This window comes from Collinsella sp. HCP3S3_E5 (assembly GCF_052067635.1).
Lineage (GTDB): Bacteria > Actinomycetota > Coriobacteriia > Coriobacteriales > Coriobacteriaceae > Collinsella.
Map to the genome: position 1 here is coordinate 1 of NZ_JBQHQF010000030.1, position 19,605 is coordinate 19,605.

11 protein-coding genes are annotated in these 19,605 nt (G+C 60.0%); 8 read left to right on the forward strand and 3 right to left on the reverse strand.

Features of this window, described 5'->3' with window-relative positions; genetic code table 11:
* Nucleotides 1-131 precede the first annotated feature (131 nt).
* Both ACTM82_RS08165 and ACTM82_RS08170 read right to left on the reverse strand, forming a co-directional pair.
* Nucleotides 132-920 (reverse strand): ADP-ribosylglycohydrolase family protein, encoded by a 789-nt coding sequence (locus ACTM82_RS08165; protein ID WP_441055686.1) that lies wholly within the window; start codon nucleotides 918-920, stop codon nucleotides 132-134.
* 142 nt (nucleotides 921-1,062) lie between these two features.
* On the reverse strand, nucleotides 1,063-1,515 hold the full coding sequence (locus ACTM82_RS08170) for a helix-turn-helix domain-containing protein (protein WP_441055684.1): 453 nt from the start codon (nucleotides 1,513-1,515) through the stop codon (nucleotides 1,063-1,065).
* Between the two features lie 197 nt (nucleotides 1,516-1,712).
* Between ACTM82_RS08170 and ACTM82_RS08175 the strand changes: the two genes are divergently transcribed.
* Entirely contained in the window at nucleotides 1,713-1,982 is a 270-nt protein-coding gene (locus ACTM82_RS08175; RefSeq protein WP_441055682.1) for a hypothetical protein, read from the forward strand.
* 94 nt (nucleotides 1,983-2,076) lie between these two features.
* Here the strand turns inward: ACTM82_RS08175 and ACTM82_RS08180 are convergent, their stop codons facing one another.
* Entirely contained in the window at nucleotides 2,077-4,530 is a 2,454-nt protein-coding gene (locus ACTM82_RS08180; RefSeq protein WP_441055680.1) for a phosphatidylinositol-specific phospholipase C, read from the reverse strand.
* Between the two features lie 467 nt (nucleotides 4,531-4,997).
* Here ACTM82_RS08180 and ACTM82_RS08185 point away from each other — a divergent pair, with 467 nt between their 5' ends.
* From ACTM82_RS08185 to ACTM82_RS08215, 7 genes are all read left to right on the forward strand, one after another.
* Entirely contained in the window at nucleotides 4,998-5,630 is a 633-nt protein-coding gene (locus ACTM82_RS08185; RefSeq protein WP_441055678.1) for a cyclodeaminase/cyclohydrolase family protein, read from the forward strand.
* Nucleotides 5,631-5,632: 2 nt separating this feature from the next.
* Nucleotides 5,633-6,487, forward strand: coding sequence for a bifunctional 5,10-methylenetetrahydrofolate dehydrogenase/5,10-methenyltetrahydrofolate cyclohydrolase (locus tag ACTM82_RS08190; protein WP_441055676.1), 855 nt, complete (start codon nucleotides 5,633-5,635; stop codon nucleotides 6,485-6,487).
* 98 nt (nucleotides 6,488-6,585) lie between these two features.
* Entirely contained in the window at nucleotides 6,586-8,109 is a 1,524-nt protein-coding gene (locus tag ACTM82_RS08195) for a C69 family dipeptidase (RefSeq protein ID WP_441055674.1), read from the forward strand.
* 147 nt (nucleotides 8,110-8,256) lie between these two features.
* On the forward strand, nucleotides 8,257-8,673 hold the full coding sequence (locus ACTM82_RS08200) for a hypothetical protein (protein ID WP_154515830.1): 417 nt from the start codon (nucleotides 8,257-8,259) through the stop codon (nucleotides 8,671-8,673).
* Between the two features lie 8 nt (nucleotides 8,674-8,681).
* The gene (locus ACTM82_RS08205) at nucleotides 8,682-10,445 is read left to right on the forward strand and encodes an ABC1 kinase family protein (RefSeq protein ID WP_441055672.1); all 1,764 of its coding nucleotides are present in this window, start codon (nucleotides 8,682-8,684) and stop codon (nucleotides 10,443-10,445) included.
* A gap of 431 nt (nucleotides 10,446-10,876) precedes the next feature.
* Nucleotides 10,877-18,409 carry a DUF4430 domain-containing protein gene (locus tag ACTM82_RS08210; RefSeq protein WP_441055670.1) on the forward strand — a complete coding sequence of 2,511 codons (7,533 nt, stop codon included), beginning with the start codon at nucleotides 10,877-10,879 and terminating at the stop codon, nucleotides 18,407-18,409.
* A gap of 9 nt (nucleotides 18,410-18,418) precedes the next feature.
* Nucleotides 18,419-19,309 carry a DUF4430 domain-containing protein gene (locus ACTM82_RS08215; protein WP_441055668.1) on the forward strand — a complete coding sequence of 297 codons (891 nt, stop codon included), beginning with the start codon at nucleotides 18,419-18,421 and terminating at the stop codon, nucleotides 19,307-19,309.
* Nucleotides 19,310-19,605 lie beyond the last annotated feature (296 nt).

The window sequence follows — 19,605 nt, forward strand, 5'->3', positions numbered from 1 at the left end:
AGCTTGCGGACAGGGTCGAGGCGGCATAGGATATCAACCGTATTCCAGATTCTGGGACGCCGGGCCGACTCGCTTCGGATCGGGCACTACACCAACTTTCTCGACACTACCGTTTCTGCTGCCGCCGCGATCTAAAACAAGCAGCTCTCAAGCAGCTCCTTGCCGCGTAGGATGTCTATCCACTCCCGTGGAATTGCCTCGATACCGTATGCCGTGCCGGCGAGGGCGCCTGCGACGGCTGCGGTGGTGTCGGTGTCGTCGCCCAGGTTGACGGCGGCAAGCACGCAGTCTTCGTAGCTGCTGGTGTTGACGAAGCACCAGGTGGCTGCCTTGAGCGTGTCGCGCACGAAGCCGCCGGATCTGATTTCGTGCTCGGGCGCGCTTTTCAGCTGCAGCGCCCACGAGGGGAGTGCGCCGCTCAGCACGTCTCTCATCAGCTCAACAAATATGATGCATGACTCAGTTGACGTTCTGTGAGCGTGCGTGATCGCGGAGACCTTGCTGATCTCTTCGTCTGTCGCATCGGTGAACGCCAGGGGCGCGATGCGCATGAGCGATCCGTTGCCGTTGTCGCGCTCGCCAGAGCCTCCTTTGCCGGCGAGCAGGGCGCGGGTGGTCGTGCCGCCATAATCGAAAACACCGTCGATCGTATATTCGCCACGGGCAATCCAGCCTACGAACTTGTCGCGCATGTCCGCGGTGTCGATATGCCCGAGCTCCCTAATCGAGTCGCAGGTAGCAAGCGTCATAGATGTGTCGTCGCTCCAGGTACCGGCGGGCTGCCCATGCGTGCCGTAGCCGATCATGTCCGTGCATTCGAACGTGTCGCGGGGCCTGAACTCGTAGGGAACGCCCAGCGCGTCGCCGACGGCAAGCCCGTAAATACAGTCGCGTAGCGTTGTTTTCGGTCTGTCTGTCATGGGAACACCTCTCGTACTTTGGATTGAGGATGCGCGGCTACCTGCGGCAGTGTGTCCAGCTCAATTCGGGACGCAGCGAGTCCCGAATTGAGAGAGCTTGTCAGCTAATCTGACAAATGAAAAAACCCGCAACGCTATTGCTTTATACAGCAATAGGGACCTCTTTTGGGCGCCCTGCCTTTGGTGCGTCGGCGAGTCGTGCCTCGATGGAAGCTTTGGACACCATGCGCTTGGTGCCATCCTTCCATGAATCCAACAGTCCTGCATTTATCAGTTGCGATACCCGTGCTGAGCTAACACCGAGCATACGCGCGGCATCCGCTGCGGTGACGGCGGGGATGTCGCCGAGTTCGCGACTGACAGCCACGGCGATAATCTTGCCACCGTGCTGCGGCTCGTGGCCAAAGTCCGGTGCAGGCAGGTCGACGCCGCCCATTAGGTGGTCATCGACCATGCATACGAGAAAATCAGCGGCGCTTTCGACAGCGTCGTTTAGGTCGGATCCGAACGTTCCACCTCCGCCCAGCGAGCCACATGGCACAGCGTCGACAACGCCGTCCGAATCAAAGAACTCGAATTCCCATATGTAAACCATGTAAGACCTCCTCCGATGCCGGCGATTTGAGGAACATCCTAAGAGCTCACCAAGCGCATCAAACACCTTTATTGGCTCTAGTTTAAAGCCTCGTGCGGACACGATTTGGTGTTCTGCGCGCGACCGCGAAAAGGGTTTGCGGTTACTAAAATGTGGCCATAGAGGCAGTTTTAGCGAACCCCGCGGGAGTGACGCGCATGGACAACAACACTTTGCTGTTCCAGGACAAAGGTTCGGGTAGGTTTAAAGACGTTAAGATCTACCCCAACCGTATTGAGGTGCTCAAGAAGGGCACTTTCGGCAGCAAGCACACCGAGATTGTCTATCTTAAGGACATTACGGGCGTCAATAGAATCAAAGGCCGCGATGTTTTCCTACGTAACAGGCTGTTGACTGCTTGTGTCTTTAGCCTGAGCAGCCGCTCCCAGGCCCAGGAATTTGTGAACGCGCTGAACATGGTGATGTAGCATATGGCGGCGTTCGGGCCACGGTAAAAATCGGGGGCGCAGAACGGTATCCTGCGCCCCCGATTGAGTCGATGTATCCAAACGGTCGGCTTGCCTATTCGCTAGCGCCTTCGCTGTCTTCGCGGTCGTTGACAAGCATTGCTGCGCCGGCGACCGTTGTAGCTATGGCGGCGGCAGCGAGCCCGGCGGCAATGCCAGAGCCGTCGCCCGTGTCGGCGAGCTTTCCGCCCGAGCCCTTGCCCTTGTTGCCCTTACCGTTCTTGTTCGCGCTGCCCGCGTTGGCGCCGGCGCCGCCTGCACTGTCCGAGGCCGCTACGGTAAAGCTTGCGGCTCCGTCGCTGGCGAGCGTGTAGTTCTGCGCCGCGTCGCCCAACAGGTCTTTTTTCGCACGCACCCAGTACGTTCCCGCGGCAAATGCCTCACCTTCGGCCATCGCCGTTCCCGGAGCGCCGTTTGCATCGTGCATAAACTCGAGTTGGGCGGTGCAGGCATCGTTTTCGAGCTTGCCCTCGAGTGACGCCGTAATCTTGGCGCGCACGTCCTCGCCGGCCTTAAGGCCCTCGAGCCCCTTAAAATGGGGTGTCAACGCGCGCGGATCGATATCGATGGGCACGGAGCCCCGCAGCGCCGTAACGGTCTCGTTGCCCAAGGCGTCGACATCCACATATACGATTTCAAACACATGGCCCGAAGCCGCCACGTTGAGTACGTTGCTGCTGTCGACGAGGCGGAAATAGCCCTTGCCAACGGTCTTGCCATCCTGGAGCGAGGCATCGCTCGGCGAGTCGCCGTACGTCATGCGCATGCGGGTCGGGAGGTGGTACGAAGCCGTCTGCTTGTGCTCCGTATTGTAATTGCGCTGATAGATGCTCCGGGCCAGCGCCGCATCAACAAAGTCGGATGCGATGATGCCAATGTGCTTGAGGTAATCTGGCTCTGTTTCCTCGGTGCCGTCGGGATTGATGTACGGGCTCTTGTACAGATGCTCGTTGACCACTCGCGCTGCGGTAAAAGGGTTGTTTTGCGTGCAGCTGGTGTAGTTGATAGACCAGCAGCGCTCCGTTGCCTGCATCGTTGTTCCATCCGCGGCAGTGATATCTACGGTGTTGCGCTTGAGTTCGGACGCTGCCTTCAGGGCGCTATCGACCCATGCTATCTTACTGGATCCCGTGCAGCTGTAATGGTCTTGGGCATATACCTTTGTGCAATAGGGCTCTATGTTGCCCGCATTGCCCGTAGTCTCAAAGCCTTGCGCGTCTTTGACGAGACACATAGAGGAGCTGTCTGAGTGTGCTGCGATTTTGTCGTCCCATTCGGTGAGGTCGAGACCCCACGTGCGGCCGTTTGCGCTGCTGCCGGCGAGTCCAAATCGACGCAGCAGGACGATCTTTCCGCGCGCCTCGCCCAGTGTGGGAACGTGGCTCGACGTGTAGAACAGATTGGGATTATCGTCCATAACCTTGGCGAAAGCCGTCGTAGCACTTTCGTCGGTGGCTTCGTTGTTGCCTCGTGACACAAGCATGATGAGCGCTTCTGACGAGTGTTCGTTCAAAAATGTTTTGAAGTAACCGATGACATCGGAGAGCTGCATATAGTGCCCGTCTTTTTTGAACAGGTAGCCTCTTCCATGGACGATTCCGGGGTCGTCGTGCTCGTTGTTCCCTCCAAGTCGGATATCAAAATAGCGAATGCCTTCGAGCAACTGCGTGGGTATGTAATCCTGCTGGCACTTTACAAGCGAGGTTTGGGGCTCGGTGTCGTTGTCGACGCTGCAGGTACTCGAATCGTGAGTTCCCGGGATGCTCAGCTCGTCGAGGTACTTGTTGTCGTCGACGTGGCTCATCCAACATGGTCCGTCGATGTAGCTGCTATACGTGGTCCAGTCGATGCTGCTAACTGTGGCATTGGTCTCGCCCATGTCGTAACCGACAAGTTCGAGTTCCCACGGAATGCTCGTCCTCTTGTGGCAGATCTTGTTGTCGTCTTGGTCTTTGCCGTCCTTTTCTATGGCCAGGTAATTAAAGTCTTTGTCCTCGTTTGTGCGGTCTCGGATGATGTAGGTTCCGTCTTGCTGGCGGTCGAACGCAAAAGAGCGGCTGGGCTTGTCGTCATGCTCGCCACTCCATACGTGGATGACCTTTCCATCTTCGTCCGAGTCGCCATCGACCGACCAAATGCTGTAGCCCGTCTTCTTGTGCTCTTCGAAATTGAGCAGGGTGCGGATGGCATACCATTTTGTATTATCTGTATCGGTCGCTACGTGCTCAAGGATGAGCTTGCTGGACGTTCCGTCATTAAATAGGTGGCAGACGTTGCCGATGACGTTGCCGTCTTCGTTGACGCTCGCGGTGCGAAAATAGCCCGCGGGGCGAAGGCGAATGACGAACTTGTCGAGGCTGGCCGCTGGATCGGCCGTGCCGTCCGCAAAGGCTGTCCGCGGACTAATGCCCAGCATGGCGGTTTCGGGCAGGCTTGCCAGAGGCGACAACGCTGCAAGTCCAAGGCCCAGCGTAAACGCTCGGCGACTGATGGCGTGATGTTCGGTCATAACTCCTCCATTCGCAGGGTGCGGCTGCGCGCTCGTTGTGGTCACTATACTGCCCAGACGTTTAAAGAAGCCGGTTTAATTGTCTTCGCGGCGCAATAAATCGGCGGGCGGACGTGTTGGGGTGCTTGCCGTTTTCGTACTGTTGCCACATTTGGGGTGGTTCCGGCATCCGGCATCCTCGCGTTCGTCGGCTACCGGCATAAGAAAGTTTTTCATGGTCGTGTCTCCTCGATCTGTAACCGCCCATGGATTACCTGCCTTTACTGTACGCGCGGGCGGCTCGCTCGGGTGGGCCATGTGTCCCATGCTTGCGGTGCCGACGCCTATCGTGTGTCATAGAAATCCGCGATGGCCAGATGCGCTGACGCTCATGTGCTTATGGGCTAGACTTAGCACCATTACTTGATCGATACAGTTGGCCGGCGGTTGCCGCCCGACCGATCTATATGACTTGAAGGTGCATGGGTATGAGCCAAGAGATGATGGATAAAACCTGTCGCGGATTTGCCGAGGCACTTGCCGCGCGCGAGCCGGTTCCCGGCGGCGGTAGCGCGAGCGCCTTTGTGGGCGCGCTGGGCGCCTCGCTTTGCGGGATGGTCGCGCGCTACGGGGCGACAAACCCCGCGCTTGCCGATCGAGCGGACGATTTGGCGCACGCGTTTGCCCAGGCGGATGAGTTGGCACAGGAACTTGTGGACCTGGTCGCCGAGGATGTTCGCGCGTACGGCCAGGTGTCTGCGGCGTACGGTATTTCGCGCGAGGATCCGGCTCGACCGGCTGCGATTCAGGATGCGCTGCACGTGGCGGCTATGCCACCGTATCGCATTATGGATGCCTGCGGGCGCGCGCTGGCGCTGCTCGAGGACATGGCGGACAAGGGGTCGCGCCAGCTGCTGTCCGACGTTGCCTGCGGCGCCGTGTTCTGCCGCGCCGCCATGCAGGGTGCGAGCCTGACGCTCTTTGCCAACACCACATCTATGAAAGACCGGGCGCGCGCCGAGGAACTCGAGGCGGCGTGCGATGATCTGTTGGATACGTGGCTGCCGCGCGCCGATGCGCTGGCGCGCCGCGCCGCCGACGCAGCCAGGAAGAGGGGATAGCCATGGCAGAGCTGCTGAAAGGTGCTCCCGTTGCCCGTGCCTTGACCGAGGAACTCGCTGCTCGCTGCGCCGTCCTGCGCGAACGCGGCGTTGTGCCGACGCTGGCCATCGTTCGTGTGGGCGAGCGCGAGGACGATCTATCGTACGAGCGCGGCGCCCTCAAGCGCTGCGAAAAGGCTGGCATTGAGGCTCGCCGCGTTTTGCTTCCTGCCGATGCTTCGCAGGATGAGCTGCTGGCGGCTATTAAGGACATCAATGCCGACCCCGCCGTTCATGGCTGCCTAGTGTTTCGCCCGCTGCCCGCTGGGCTTGACGAGGATGCGGTTGCCGCGGCACTCGATCCCGCCAAGGATGTCGACTCCATGACGCCGGCCTCGCTGCTTACCACGCTTTCGGGGCGAGGCGAGGGCTTTGCTCCTTGCACGGCCGAGGCCGTGTTGGCGTTGCTGGACCATTACGGTGTTGAGCTGGATGGAGCCAAAGTCGCGGTCGTCGGTCGGTCTCTGGTGATTGGCCGTCCCGTTGCCGCCATGCTTACGGCTCGCAATGCCACGGTGACGACGTGCCATACGCACACGCGCGACCTTGCTGCCGAGTGTCGTGCGGCTGATGTTGTGGTTGCGGCCGTTGGGCGCGCGCGCACGATTGGCGCGGATGCGGTTCGCGAGGGCCAGACGATCATCGATGTTGGCATTAATTGGGACGAGGCCGCTGGCAAGCTGGTCGGGGACGTCGATTTTGATGCTGCGGAGCCGATCGTTAGCGCCATCACGCCCGTGCCGGGCGGCGTGGGGGCTGTGACCACCGCGATTCTCGCCAAACACGTGATCGAAGCGGCCGAGCGCGCATCGAAATAGGCTTTTGACCACGGGGCTGCCGAGGCTGTGGTTTCGCCCTTTTTGCACCGAAGCGATACACTGTTGCCGTTTGATTTCTTCGCTCAAGGAGGATGCGCATGCCGTGCACAACGATTTTGGTCGGTAAGAACGCGAGCTACGACGGGTCGACGCTGGTTGCCCGCAACGAGGACTCGTCCAATGGGGTATTTGAGCCCAAGCGCATGCGCGTAGTGCATCCCGACGAGCAGCCGCGTGTCTACACGAGTGTCCTGAGCCACCTGACCGTTGAGCTGCCCGACAATCCCATGCGTTACACAAGTGTCCCCGACGTTGTCCCGGGTCATGGCATTTGGGCCGAGGCCGGTTTCAACGAGCTCAATGTTGGCATGTCCGCAACCGAGACGCTCACCACCAACGAGCGCGTCCGCGGCGCCGATCCGCTCGTGGACTACGTGCCCGCCAAGGGTAACGAGGGTGAGGACGGCTATGTGCCGGCGCAGCCCGGCGGTCTGGGCGAGGAGGACATGGTGACCCTGGTGCTGCCATACGCCAAGTCCGCCCGCGACGGTGTGCGCATTCTGGGCGACCTGCTCGAGCGCTACGGCACCTACGAGAACAACGGCATCGCCTTTAGTGACGTTGACGAGATCTGGTGGCTCGAGACCATCGGCGGCCACCACTGGATCGCCAAGCGCGTACCCGACGACGCCTATGTGACCATGCCCAACCAGCTGGGTATCGACAGCTTTGACTTGGACGACGCCGAGGGCGCGCAGGTCGACCACATGTGCTCGGCCGATCTGCGCTCCTGGATGGCCGAGTGGCATCTGGACCTGACGTTGGGTGTTAAGGGCGACGGTCCCGCCGCGGTCTTTAACCCGCGCGAGGCATTTGGCTCGCACAGCGACAGCGACCACGTCTACAACACGCCGCGCGCCTGGTACATGCAGCGCTGCCTCAACCCCAGCGATGTGTGGGACGGTCCCGACGCCGACTACACGCCCGAGAGCGACGACATTCCCTGGAGTCGCGTGCCCGAGCGCAAGGTGACCCTCGAGGACATCAAGTACGTGCTTTCGAGCCACTACCAGGGCACGGAGTACGACTGCTACGGCAGCAAGGGTACGCCCGCCACGCGCGGCGCCTATCGTCCCATCGGCATCAACCGCAACAGCCAGCTCGCCGTGCTGCAGCTGCGCCCCTATGCGCAGCCGGCGTATCGCGCCGTGCAGTGGATGGCGTTTGGCTCCAACTCGTTTAACGCGCTTGTGCCGCTGTACGCCAATGTCGAGACCATGCCCGAGTACTATGCCGACACGCAGGCTCGCGTGACGTCCGAGAATTTCTATTGGGCAAATCGCCTGATTGGCGCCTTGGCCGATGTCCGCTTCCATGAGTGCGGTCGCGCGGTCGAGGATTATCAGGAGAAGGTCGGCGGCATGGGCCACAAGCAGATCCACGACGTTGACGCCGTTGTAGCCGTACTGCCCGAGGCCGAGGTGCCCGCCGAGCTCGCCCGCGCCAACGAGGCCTTTGCCGAGCTTGTGCGCGTGGAGACCGATGCCCTGTTGGGCAAGGTGCTCTACACCACGAGCTGTGCCATGAAGAATTCCTTCGCGATGAACGATAACATTAGGTAAAGATAACCTTGCAACGAGCGAGCGGGGCAAAGGCCGTCAAAGGCTTTGCCTCGCTCGATTTCTATCCCGGTGACAAACGATTTTGTGTCGTTTGCTCAATCTTGGGTACAAGTAGGCCAATGAAGTTGTTCACGATTGGAGCCAACCATGGTTATGAAATTCGATCAGCTTGTTAACGGTGCCATCAACGTGGGCTTCGGCGCCGCCGCCGTTGCCGTCGAGGGCGGCAAGAAGGTCCTCGACGACCTCAATGCCAAGGGCGAGCAGGTGCGCAAGGACGCCGGCACCCCCGATATCGCCCGCAGCGTGTCCGACATGTTCGAACAGGCCGGCGGTACCATCTCCGACCTTACCGAGCGCCTAGGCATGCAGGGCGAGACTGCGGCCCAGCGCGTGCTCGACGAGCTCATCCTCGCCCGCGTGCGCGTCATGACCGCCCCCGAGCGCACGGCCTTTTTGGCCCATGTGCGCGACATCGTCGATTCGGTCGAGGACAACGTGACCTCGGTGCCCGTCGAGTCCGTTGAGCCCGACGATGCAGAGGACGCCGAAGAGGCCGAGTAGCAGCGCAGATGGCAGATTCCACCACCGATTACAGCAATCAAGATCCCTTGGGTGACGAGGCGGCGGTTGTCGACGAGGTCGAGGCCGCCGTCTCGGGCGCTCGCAAGAAGCCGCGCGCTGTCGATATGGTCCCCGAGGAGCCCGACGCGATGGCGCCGGACGAGGAATACCAGCTCACGCCGGCAGGTCGTCGTGAGCGCATTGGGCAGATCGTTCGCCTGATCAAAAAGTACCGCGTATGGGATAACCTCACGCCGGTGCGCCTGCGTCGTCTGCTCGAAGAGCTCGGCCCCATGTTCGTTAAGATGGGGCAGATTCTGGCCAACCGCTCCGAGATTTTGCCGCAGCGGTTTTGCGACGAGCTGCGCCGTCTGCGCTCCGACGTAGAGCCGGTGCCGTATGAGGTAGTGCTCCGCTGTTTGGAAGAGGAATATGGCCAGCGCCTGGGGCAGATGTTCGACGCGATCGACCCCAATCCGCTCGGTAGCGCGTCGCTCGCGCAGGTGCACCGCGCCCGTCTGGTGACCGGCGAGGACGTGGCCGTTAAGGTGCAGCGCCCCGGTGCGCAGCAGGTGATGGCTCAGGACATCGACATTATTCGCTCGGTGGTACGCATCGTTTCCAAGTTCGTCAACACCGACCAGTTTGTGGACCTGCATGGCGTGGTCGAAGAGCTGTGGACCTCGTTTCGCGAGGAGACCAACTTTTTGGCCGAGGCCAAAAACCTCAACGATTTCTATGACTTCCACAAAAGCGTGCATGGCGTCTCGTGTCCCAAATCCTACTTGGACCTTTGTACCGAACACGTCGTGGTCATGGACTACATCGACGGCATCTCCATTGCCGACCCCAAGCGCCTTGAGGCCGAGGGTTATGACTTGGAAAAGATTGGCGCTGCGATCGTCGAGGACTACTCGACGCAGGTGCTCGACGACGGCTTTTTCCATGCCGACCCGCATGCGGGAAACATCATCCTCAAAGACGGCATCGTCTACTTTATCGACCTGGGCATGGTCGGGCGCATGTCGAGTCACGACCGCGGTATCGTCAAGGACATGATTTTCGCCGTGGCCGAAGGCGACGTTCCCAAGCTCAAGGATTCGCTTATGCGCTTTGCCGTGACGCGCGGCGACTCTGCCGAGCTCGACCATTCGGCCTTTTTGTCCGACTTGGACTTTATCGTCGCCGACTTTGCAGGGCTCGATCTTAAGGACCTGGATATCGGCGAGTTTTTGACCTCGCTGCTAAACCTGGCGCGCAAAAACGACGTTGAGCTGCCGAGCGTGGTGACGATGTTCGCGCGCGGCATGGTGACGCTCGAGGGTCTGCTGACCGAGTACATGCCCGACGTCAACATGATCCAGATCATCCAGGCGCACATCAAAAACGAGAAGAGCACCTATGCGCGCGTCCGCGAAATGGGGCGCGATCTTGCCGCGAGCAGCTATCGCGCGGCAAAAGGCTCGCTCGAGGCGGCCGAGTATCTGGGCTTGGCGTCGCGCATGCTCACGCGCGGCCAGCTTAAGGTGAACACGCAGATCATGAGCAGCGATAAGGCGCTGCGACAGCTGGGTGGAATTATCGACCGCATGTCGATGGCAATTGTGATCGCCGGCCTGTTTATCGGCTCGTCGGTTGTGTACTACGCGCGCATCGAGCCGGTTGTGTTCGGTATTCCGGTCATTGGCTTTATGGGCTACGTGAGTGCGCTGGTGCTGGCGCTGATGCTGGGCCGCGAGATCTGGCGTAACAGTCACGGCGGCAAGCGGTAGAGACTGCGACCGTCACCGCATTCTCCTATCGCAAACCATAGCTTTTACCTTGGGCTTCGCCTGTGTGCGGGGCCCTTTTGCGTGCTACCATATTGACAGTAATAATCGATGGCCTAGATGGTGGTGCGGAGACGCACGAATGCGCGGTTTTCCTGCGCGTTTGGGAGAATCGGGGTGCAAGTCCCCGGCTGTACCAGTAACCGTAATTCCTCTTGGCCCGGGATGGTCGCGTCGCAGATCGGACGGCGTGCCCGGGCCGGTAAGGTTAAGTCGGATCGCCTCCCATCTTGTACGCGGCCGCGGCGCATGCCGCCGGTACGCGTTGGGCTCTGGAGGGAAGGGGGACCCCGATGGGGGTACTCGAGCGCAATGTGCGCGATGACGTGGGGCAGCCGCTGGGCAATGTCCCAAGTTCAGACAATAGGAGACAAATGGATATGTTTGAGGACGAGTGCCAGCGCGCCTCGTGGCGTCGTCATGGAGCGATTGCCCGTGGCGTAGCCAAACGCGGTCTGGTGGCGTTCCTGGCTTTTGCCATGGCTTTTGGTACCACGCCGGCGCAACTTTGGGCCGAGGGCACCGAGGGCATTGCCGAGACTGTGGCTGCTGCGACGGGCGGCGAGGGCACGTCGGCTGACGAGGGCGCTGCTGCCGACACCGGCGCGAACAGTGCTGCCGTGGGGGACGGCGCGGGTACCAGTGACGCTGCCGCCGGTCAGGGTGCGGCTTCGGGCGTCGCGAAGGGCAATGACGCCGCAGGTGATGCGGCTGAGTCCGACAATTCCGCCACGATGCCTGCTGTCGCTTCGGAGCAGGGCGAGACGAAAGCCGTTGTCACTTCCGCCACGCTGCTTTCGAGTGAGGCAAAGGTCTTCATCCAGGATTCCAAGGATAAGGACAACTTGTATTCCACGAAGTCGGGTACGCTTAAGGCTGGCGAGACGCTTTGGGCCAACATGTACGACGAGGTGGAGACCGAGGACGATTGGGGTGACCCCACCACCGAAACTCGGTCCGTCAGCAACCCCGGCGCCTGGACCTACACCTGGCTTGCCGGCACGGTTAAGGCGAGCAGCAACGTCGCCAATTACACCGAGATCGTAGGCAACGAACAGTCACTCACCGTTACCGACGCCATGGTTGGCAAGTACTTTATCTGCAAGGTAACGGCAGATGGCAAGGACTACTACGGCCCCTCGGTTTCGTACGGCTCGGGCATCAACGCCAAGGACATCCCTGGCCCCGTGCTCGGTGTTGGCCAGGCTCAGCTCGATTCCGTTAAGCTGAGCAATTCTTCGCCTGCTGTCGGCGATGAGGTTACGGCTACGGCGTACGTTTCGCATAACACGCCCGTCACGAGCGACACCAACGTTACTTTTACCTGGTACGAGTCGACAAACAAGAACTCCGACTGGACCAAGATTGACGATGCGACGTCTGCCGCCTTTACTGTGCCCGAGAATCTAGCCGGTAAGTATCTGAAGGTCGTCGCCAACGCGGGCGTCAATGACGTCGATGCGACGACCTCCGATGCTGTGCTCAAGGCCGGCGCGGTCAAGCTCGCAGGCGTCGAGCTGACTGCATCATCCACGGAGATTGGGGCGACTCTCACGGCTAAGGCGTACACAGGCTCGAGCTACAGCCCCACCTACGTCGATAACTCTAAGGTCACCTACACCTGGAAGAAGTACAAGGGCGCCTCGGCACCCAGCAGCTCGACCACGTGGGAGACCATCGAGGGAGAGTTCGGTCCCACGCTTACCGTGACTGACGACCTTGAGGGCTACTATGTCTCAGTGTCCGCGAACGCGGGCGCGAACGATGTCTCGTTCGGCAACTCGTGGGCCGGCTATGGCGTGGGTCCCTTCAAACAAGCCGGCGCTGTGGACATCTACTCCGCCATCCTGGCCCCCGAAGGCTCCACCTCCGGCATCTTCATCTATACCGTTGATGACACTGTCCAAGCGCTCGCTAAAGAGAAGGGCGCCTCTGAGTACATCGATGCGTCCAAGCTGAACTATCAGTGGCAGGTTGCGGATAAAAAGGGCGGCGACTACACCGATATCGAGGGCGCGACGTCCAGCACTCTGAAGCTCGCGCCTTACGAGGGCAAGTCGGTTCGTTGCTACATTACCGCAAAGATTGGCAACAGCGACTACACCACCAAGGGCTCGAGCCTTATCGGTGCTGCCGGCTCCGTCAACATCACGAGCGTTAAGCTCGACAAGACGGGCGAGGCCAACGCAGGCGAGGCCATCACGGCGACCGCTAATGCGGCTTCGGGTGATGTGACCGCCAACGAGCACGTTGCGTGGTCGTGGTACTGCGGCGACACGGCGACGACGTGCACGACGAAGATCGATGGCGCGACCACCAATACCTTTGCACCCGATGCGTCCTATGCCGGTAAGTATGTCATGGCATGTGCTAACGGCGGCTTCGGAGACCAGAAGTCCAGTGCGGTACTCGTTGTTGAGGCGGGCTCCGTCGAGCTCTATGGCGTCGAGGTCACGGGGGCTTTGGAGTCTGGGCAAATCGCCGCAGGCAAAACGCTTGCGGCCAAAGCGACCAAGGGCAATTCCTACACCAGTGTCTCGGCCTCCGATAAGGTCCACTATCAGTGGCAGTACTCCAGCGACAAGAGCCCTCTCGATAGCCATTTTGAGAACATTGCCGACGCAGCCGATTCTGCGACGTATGCGCCGACCAACGACATGGTGGGCAAGTACATTCGCGTGATTGCAACGAGCAAGAACTCGGTCAAGAGCACGCAAAAGAAGAGCTACGGCAGCACGAGCTCTGTGGATCCCGTGGGTCCCGTGACGCTTGCCGGCCAGTACACGCTCAAGTCCGTTGAGCCCGCTGAGGCCACGAGCGCCACGCTCAATGTGGGCACGACGCTCACGCCCAAAGTTCGCATCCCCGGCTCTTCGAGCTGGTCCGATTCGGTCCTGCCCGAGGACGCCAAGCTCACCGTCACCTGGTACACCAAGGGCGCCGATGACGCCAGTTGGGTCAAGGTCACCGATAACCTTGACGCCTCCACCGGCGCTCTGACCATCACCGATACGCTTGTGGGCAAGTCGCTCAAGCTCGAGGCCTCGGCGCTCGATAACACCGTTACGTGGACCTCCGAGGGCACGGTGCTGCCGGCGGGGGAGTACAACCTGCTGCGCGTCGTGACCGCACCTCAGCTCCAGAGCGAGTTGACCAACCTTGTCGCGGGCGATAGCGTCTCCGCGGACGTGTACGCCAAGCGCGTCGACGGCTCCGTCACCAATGGCATCAAGCTGTCTGTCGATAGCGCCAGCATTTCCTGGTATGTTGCCGGGTCCGCCGACGCCGCCGAGGACGCATGGACCAAGCTCGACGTGACGGGTGCCAAGATTCAGGTCCCCGATACGGCCGGCAACAAATATCTCAAGGTCGTTGCCGCGAGCGGTTCCTCCAGGGTGGAGGTCGTCTCTTCCAACAAGGTCATCAAGGCGGGCTCGCTCAAAGCGGCCGTCCAGAAGCTCAACGACAAGAATGTTCAGCTCATCGCGGACTACAGCTCCAAGGGTTCCAACGTCAACGACCTGCTGAAGGCCCAGCTCGAGAAGCTCGGTTTCGATGACATCGACGTCAAGGTTTCCGAGGGCGGCGTACTGTTCCGCTCCGAGGACGCGCGCGCCACCGTCGGTATCTCCGACGCCCAGGACGACACCAACGGCGCCGTTACCTTCTTCTACATGAATCCCGACGAGTACACGGGATACAACCTCGACCAGCTTCGCAGTGCCGATGTGGCCTTTGAGCTTTCGCGCGCGGGTGAGGAGACTGAGTACTATCAGCCCGATAAGGCCGTCAAAGTCGCTTGGGACGAGGATAAGCTTCAGGAACTGCTTGACGAGGCCGCTGAGCAGCTCGTTATCGGTTATGCCTCGGGTGATACTGCCGAGCGCGTTACCCAGAACCTCACGCTGCCGTACAAGGCAGGCTCCAACAAGAAGTTCTCCGTCGAGTGGACAAGCTCCGATGCCGATGCTCTGTTTGTGTCGGGCTATGGCTGGGGCAACTACACGGGCAAAGTCGCGCGCGCATCGAGCGACCGTGAAGTTACGCTGACCGCCAAGGTTACCGTTCCGTCGAATGTCTCCGACGGTGTCAAGGTGACCGGTGAGGCTACGCACGTCGTGACCGTCAAAGGCGATCCCGAGAAGGTCGCTGCCGACAAGAAGGCGCTGCAGGAGAAGGTCGATGCGGCCTTTACCTACGACAACATCAAGTATTCCGGTACCGAAACGGTTGCCGACAAGGACGGCCTGACCGCCGACCTGCAGATGCCGCGCACGAGCACGCTCAAGATCGACGGCAAGTATTACAAGGTCGAGTACTCCGCCAGCACCGATGACATCACGTTCAACGGCTACAAAGGCACGGTCTACCAGCCGCTGCCCGGCGCCGAGGCAGCGAAGACCAAGGTCACCCTTACGGTGACCGATAAGTCCAACGCCGAGGTCACGGCAAGCAAGACCCTTGACTTTGCGATTGCTCCGCAGGACCAGGGCGAGCTCGATGCTGAGCTTTCTCTTATGGAAAAGGCGAAGGCCGGCTATGCTGCCGCCATTCTGAATGGCCAAGACGCCAATGCCGTTTCGGCCGACATGCACGCGTTTCAGAAGGCATATCTCGATGCCGACGGCAGCCTTGCCTGGAGCTATAACAAAGCGACGACCGATTCGACGTCCCTTGGTATTGTTCCGGTGGATCTTCCTGGCTATGACGCGATGTCCGGGCAGGATTGGCGTCTGTTTAAGTCGAGCAACAGCTCTATTGTCTCCGCAGAGAATCTCAAGGTCACGCAGCCGCAGTACAACACGAAGGTTGTCGTTTCCTCGCGCCTGACGAGCGAGAAGTACGCTCGCTATGCCGAGCGCTATCCCGGCAACACCACGTACGCTAAGCTTGCCAACCAGGACGTATCGGCAAAAATCACGGTTCTGGGCACGAGCGGCCAAAATAGCCCCGAGGTTACGGCGACATGCTCCGTCATTGGCATCGATGCCAAGGGCAAACAGCAGACGTGGGCTGCCGCTTCGCAGTACACGCTCAAGAACGGTGCGACTGCCGCCGATCTTTCCGAGGAGCTCTTTAAGCAGGCCGGCCTCAAGGCCGACTACGATCCCAACGGCTCTTGGGGTTGGGTACTCAATTCCATTACATCGCCTTTCGATGCCGATCGCACCCTTGCATACGACAATGCTACGGGCACCTATTGGCAGCTGTTCATCAATGGTGTTGCCGCGTCGGTTGGCGCTGGTAAATACACTCTCGAAGCGGGCGACTCTGTCGTCTGGTGCTACTCGAAGTTCGGTGACACTGCACCCACCGATCAGCTTTCGGTAAGTTGTACCGTTATCGGCCAGGACGTCTCGGGCGCTCAGCAAACGTGGGCTCAGCCTACGACCGCGCTGGTCGAAGAGGGCTCAACTGCCGCCGATCTTTCCGAGCAGGTCTTTAAGCAGGCCGGTATTGGCGCCGACACGGGTACGGGCTCGTACGGTTGGTTCCTCAATTCGCTGACGTCACCGTTCAATAAGAACGTGACGCTTTCGACCGAGCAGGTTAACGAAAGCAGTTGGAAATACTGGCAGTTCTTCGTTAACGGCAAGATGGCCAATGTCGGCGCCGGCAACTACACGCTCAAGGCCGGTGATGAGATTGCCTGGGTCTATGGTTCCGATGGCACCATGCCCGGTCAGGTTTCTGTCTCGATGGAGGTTATCGGCAAGAAGGACGATAAGGCACAGCGCTGGACCGATCCTTCGACGCAGGTGTTCGTTAAGGGCACGACCATCAAGGACGCCACTGCCGCCTACTTTGATGCTTTGGGCATCAAGTCCGAGATGTACGATCAGCTGGGCTTCTGGGGCGTTCACAGCCTTGTCTCTCCGCTTGACGGCACTAAGTTGGCCGGCGCTTGGTCGTTCTTTGTTAACGGTGTTCCCGGATCTCAGCTCGACAGTGACTACGTGCTCAAGTCGGGTGACGAGATTGTCTGGGCCTATGCTCCCGGCGATACGGTGCCTAATCCCGACGAGGTCGTAGTCGATCCGAGCGCACCGCGTCCGACCGATTGGAAGTCCGATTGGGACGGCAAGTCCAATGCGGCGGTCGAAAACGTTTCGACGCCTACGGGTGCGCTAGCGAGCTCTTGGACGTTCGACTGGAAGGCGTATTCTGGTTCGGCGTATCCCAACGCGAGTGAACCTATTGTCGTGAACGGCAATGTGTATCTCGCCGTCAACAAGCGTTTGCTAAAGATTGACGCCGAGTCGGGCAAGGTCCTTGCCGAGTCGAATCTTAAGACTGCTGTCGGTTACACCTCGCGCCCGATTTACGCGAACGGTTTGGTTATCGTTCCGCTTGATGGCGGTGCGGTCCAGGCCCTGACGGCTGACGCGCTCACAACGGTTTGGGTCACTGACTCCGTGAACGGGATCGCCCAGTCGAATTCTCAGCTGACGGTTGATGGCAATTACCTCTATGTCGGCACCGTTGATGTCGACTATGGAAAGGGTACGTACAATAACGGTCATCTGACGCGTATTAACATCCTGACTGGCGCCGTTTCTTGGCAGCATGTTAATGCCGACGAGGGCTATTACTGGACGGGCGCGACGGTGGGTGATGACTTTGTCTTGGTTCCCACCAGCTCTGGTACGGTCGAGATGCTCAGCAAGTCAACGGGTGATGTGCTCGGCAGCGTTTCGGTTGGGGCGATTGTCAACTCCACCTGCGTGCTTTCGGATGATGGCAGCCATGCCTATCTGATTTCGCGCGACGGCAAGCTTCACGTGTTGGCGATTTCTGATGGCGAATCGCGCGATGCGGATGCCGCTTCGCGTATTACCGAGGAACGCGTAGTTGACCTTGGCCTTACCGGCTGCGCGTGCGCGCCTACGATGCATGACGGCAAGCTGATTGTCGGCGGCGAGGTTGCTGGCGGCTCTGCGCTAGCGATTATTGATCTGGCCAACGACTTTGCCTCGACACTGATTTCGTCTGCCGATGGCTCTGCTCTTCCTACAGGTGGCATCAAGGGTGCTCCGCTGGTGAGCACTCAGGCAGATGGCACGTATGCGTACTTTACGGTTAACTACGGCGAGAGCTCTGATTACGTTAACTACACCTCAGGCGGTGGCGTATATCGTTACAAGTTGGGTGACGCTGAGGCTTCTGGTGTGTTTAGCGCAACGGGCCACAACAACTACTGTGACTCGCCAATCGCTTGTGATGCCCAGGGCAACTTGTACTACATCAACGACTCTGGCACGCTGTTCAAGCTGAATGCCGGCGTGAAGGTTTCGTTCAATGCCGGCGAGGGGTCTAAAGTCGATTTCCAGACCACGGCCGCCAACGGCTCTGTCGCCAAGCCGGCCGATCCGACGCGTGAGGGCTACACCTTTGGTGGCTGGTATACCGATGAGGCTTGCACAAAGGCGTATGACTTTAGCGCTGCGGTGACGGCCGATATGACGCTCTACGCTAAGTGGACCAAGAATGCCGTTACCCCTGGCGGTAACGGCGGCTCTGGCTCCAACGGCGGCAATGGCGGCTCGGGTAATGCCGGTGCTGGTTCTGGCTCCGGTAACGGCACAAATGGCCAGCAGACTGGCGGTGCTGTTGCTCCGGGCCAGAAGCCGGTGTCCACCACGACCAAGACCGAGACCAAGGACGGCAAGGATTCCAAGAAGGATTCCGGCAAGGGCGACAAGAAGGACAGCAAGAAGTCTGACAAGAAGTCCGGCAAGTCCAGCTCCAAGTCCGATACGGGCTCGGCTGCCGCGACTACCGCTAAGAAGTCCGCTGAGGCTCCGGCACAGCAGTCTGGCTTCAACCCGCTCGCCATTGCCGGCGTAGCGGCCGGCGTGATCGGGCTTGCGGTCATTGGCGTGTTCGTGTTTACCAAGCGCCGGTAGGTGAGAGCTGTGTCCAATAAACCTCAGGATGCCGACTCCAAGCAACCCGACTCGTCGTTCATCCAGCTCGACGATGGAAAGCAAAAGGGAGCCGCTTCGGCGGCGTCCGCCCCTCGGCGCAAGGCGCTACTTGGCTCTCTGACGGCCGTCTGCATCGCGCTGATTGTCGTCTCGCTGGGCTTTGTTCACCCTTCCGCCAGCGGCGCCTGGTCCATCGATTGGATCGCTCGGGCCGTGGCGGGGAGGAGCGTTGCCGGCTCTGGCTCTATCGCTTCTCGCAAGATGGAGACAGCGGGCTCCTCGTCTTCTGACGCTGTGGACTCCGAGTCCAAGGACTCGAATGAATCGGATTCCAAGGACGCTTCCGAGTCTTCGGACAAGAAGTCAGACAAGGATTCGAAAGAGAAAAAGTCCGAAGGCAAGGGCGGCAAGAAGTCCAACAACGCGTCTGCCGGACAGGGCTCCGAATCCGCTGGTGGATCGAGTTCTTCTGACGGCTCCTCTTCGGGCGGCGGCTCGGTGTCTGGCGGTGGGTCTGTATCCAACGGCGACAGCGCCTCTGCTGGCAATCAGGGCGGCTCGCAGCAGCCTGGCTACATTACTGTGACGGTCTCTGTGACGTCGAGTGCCGTGGGCAATCCTGTGTCTTCTGGCGGTACGTTCACCTTCAACGAGGGCGCTACCCCCTACGATGCCCTGTGCGCACTGGGCCTCTCTGTAAATGCGCACGGCTCATCGTACGGCACGTATGTCGCCGCTATCGGCGGCCTGGCCGAGAAGGAGCACGGTGGTACAAGCGGCTGGATGTACTCCGTTAACGGTGTGACGCCCAACACGGCGTGCAGCAACTACGTTCTCTCCAATGGCGACAGCGTCGTCTGGTATTACGTAACGGGTTAAATGCCTTGACATAGCGCACGGAGCGGACGGTTCGGACAAACACCCGAGCCGCCCGTCTTTATGCGAATGGGACGTCGTTTCCCAATCGAGGCTCAACCGGAAATTGCATCCCACTCTGAAGGTGAATTCCGGGACGCAATTTCCGCATCAGCATCCATTGGGAAAGCGCATCCCGTTCTAGACATGGGACTGCGGACGATTTCTTGGACCGTTACGCGGCCCTTCCCAGCGCGGCGCGGAACTCGGCCGGCGTGCGGCCGCCGAGCGCATCGCTGCGCCTCTCCGTATTGTATCGG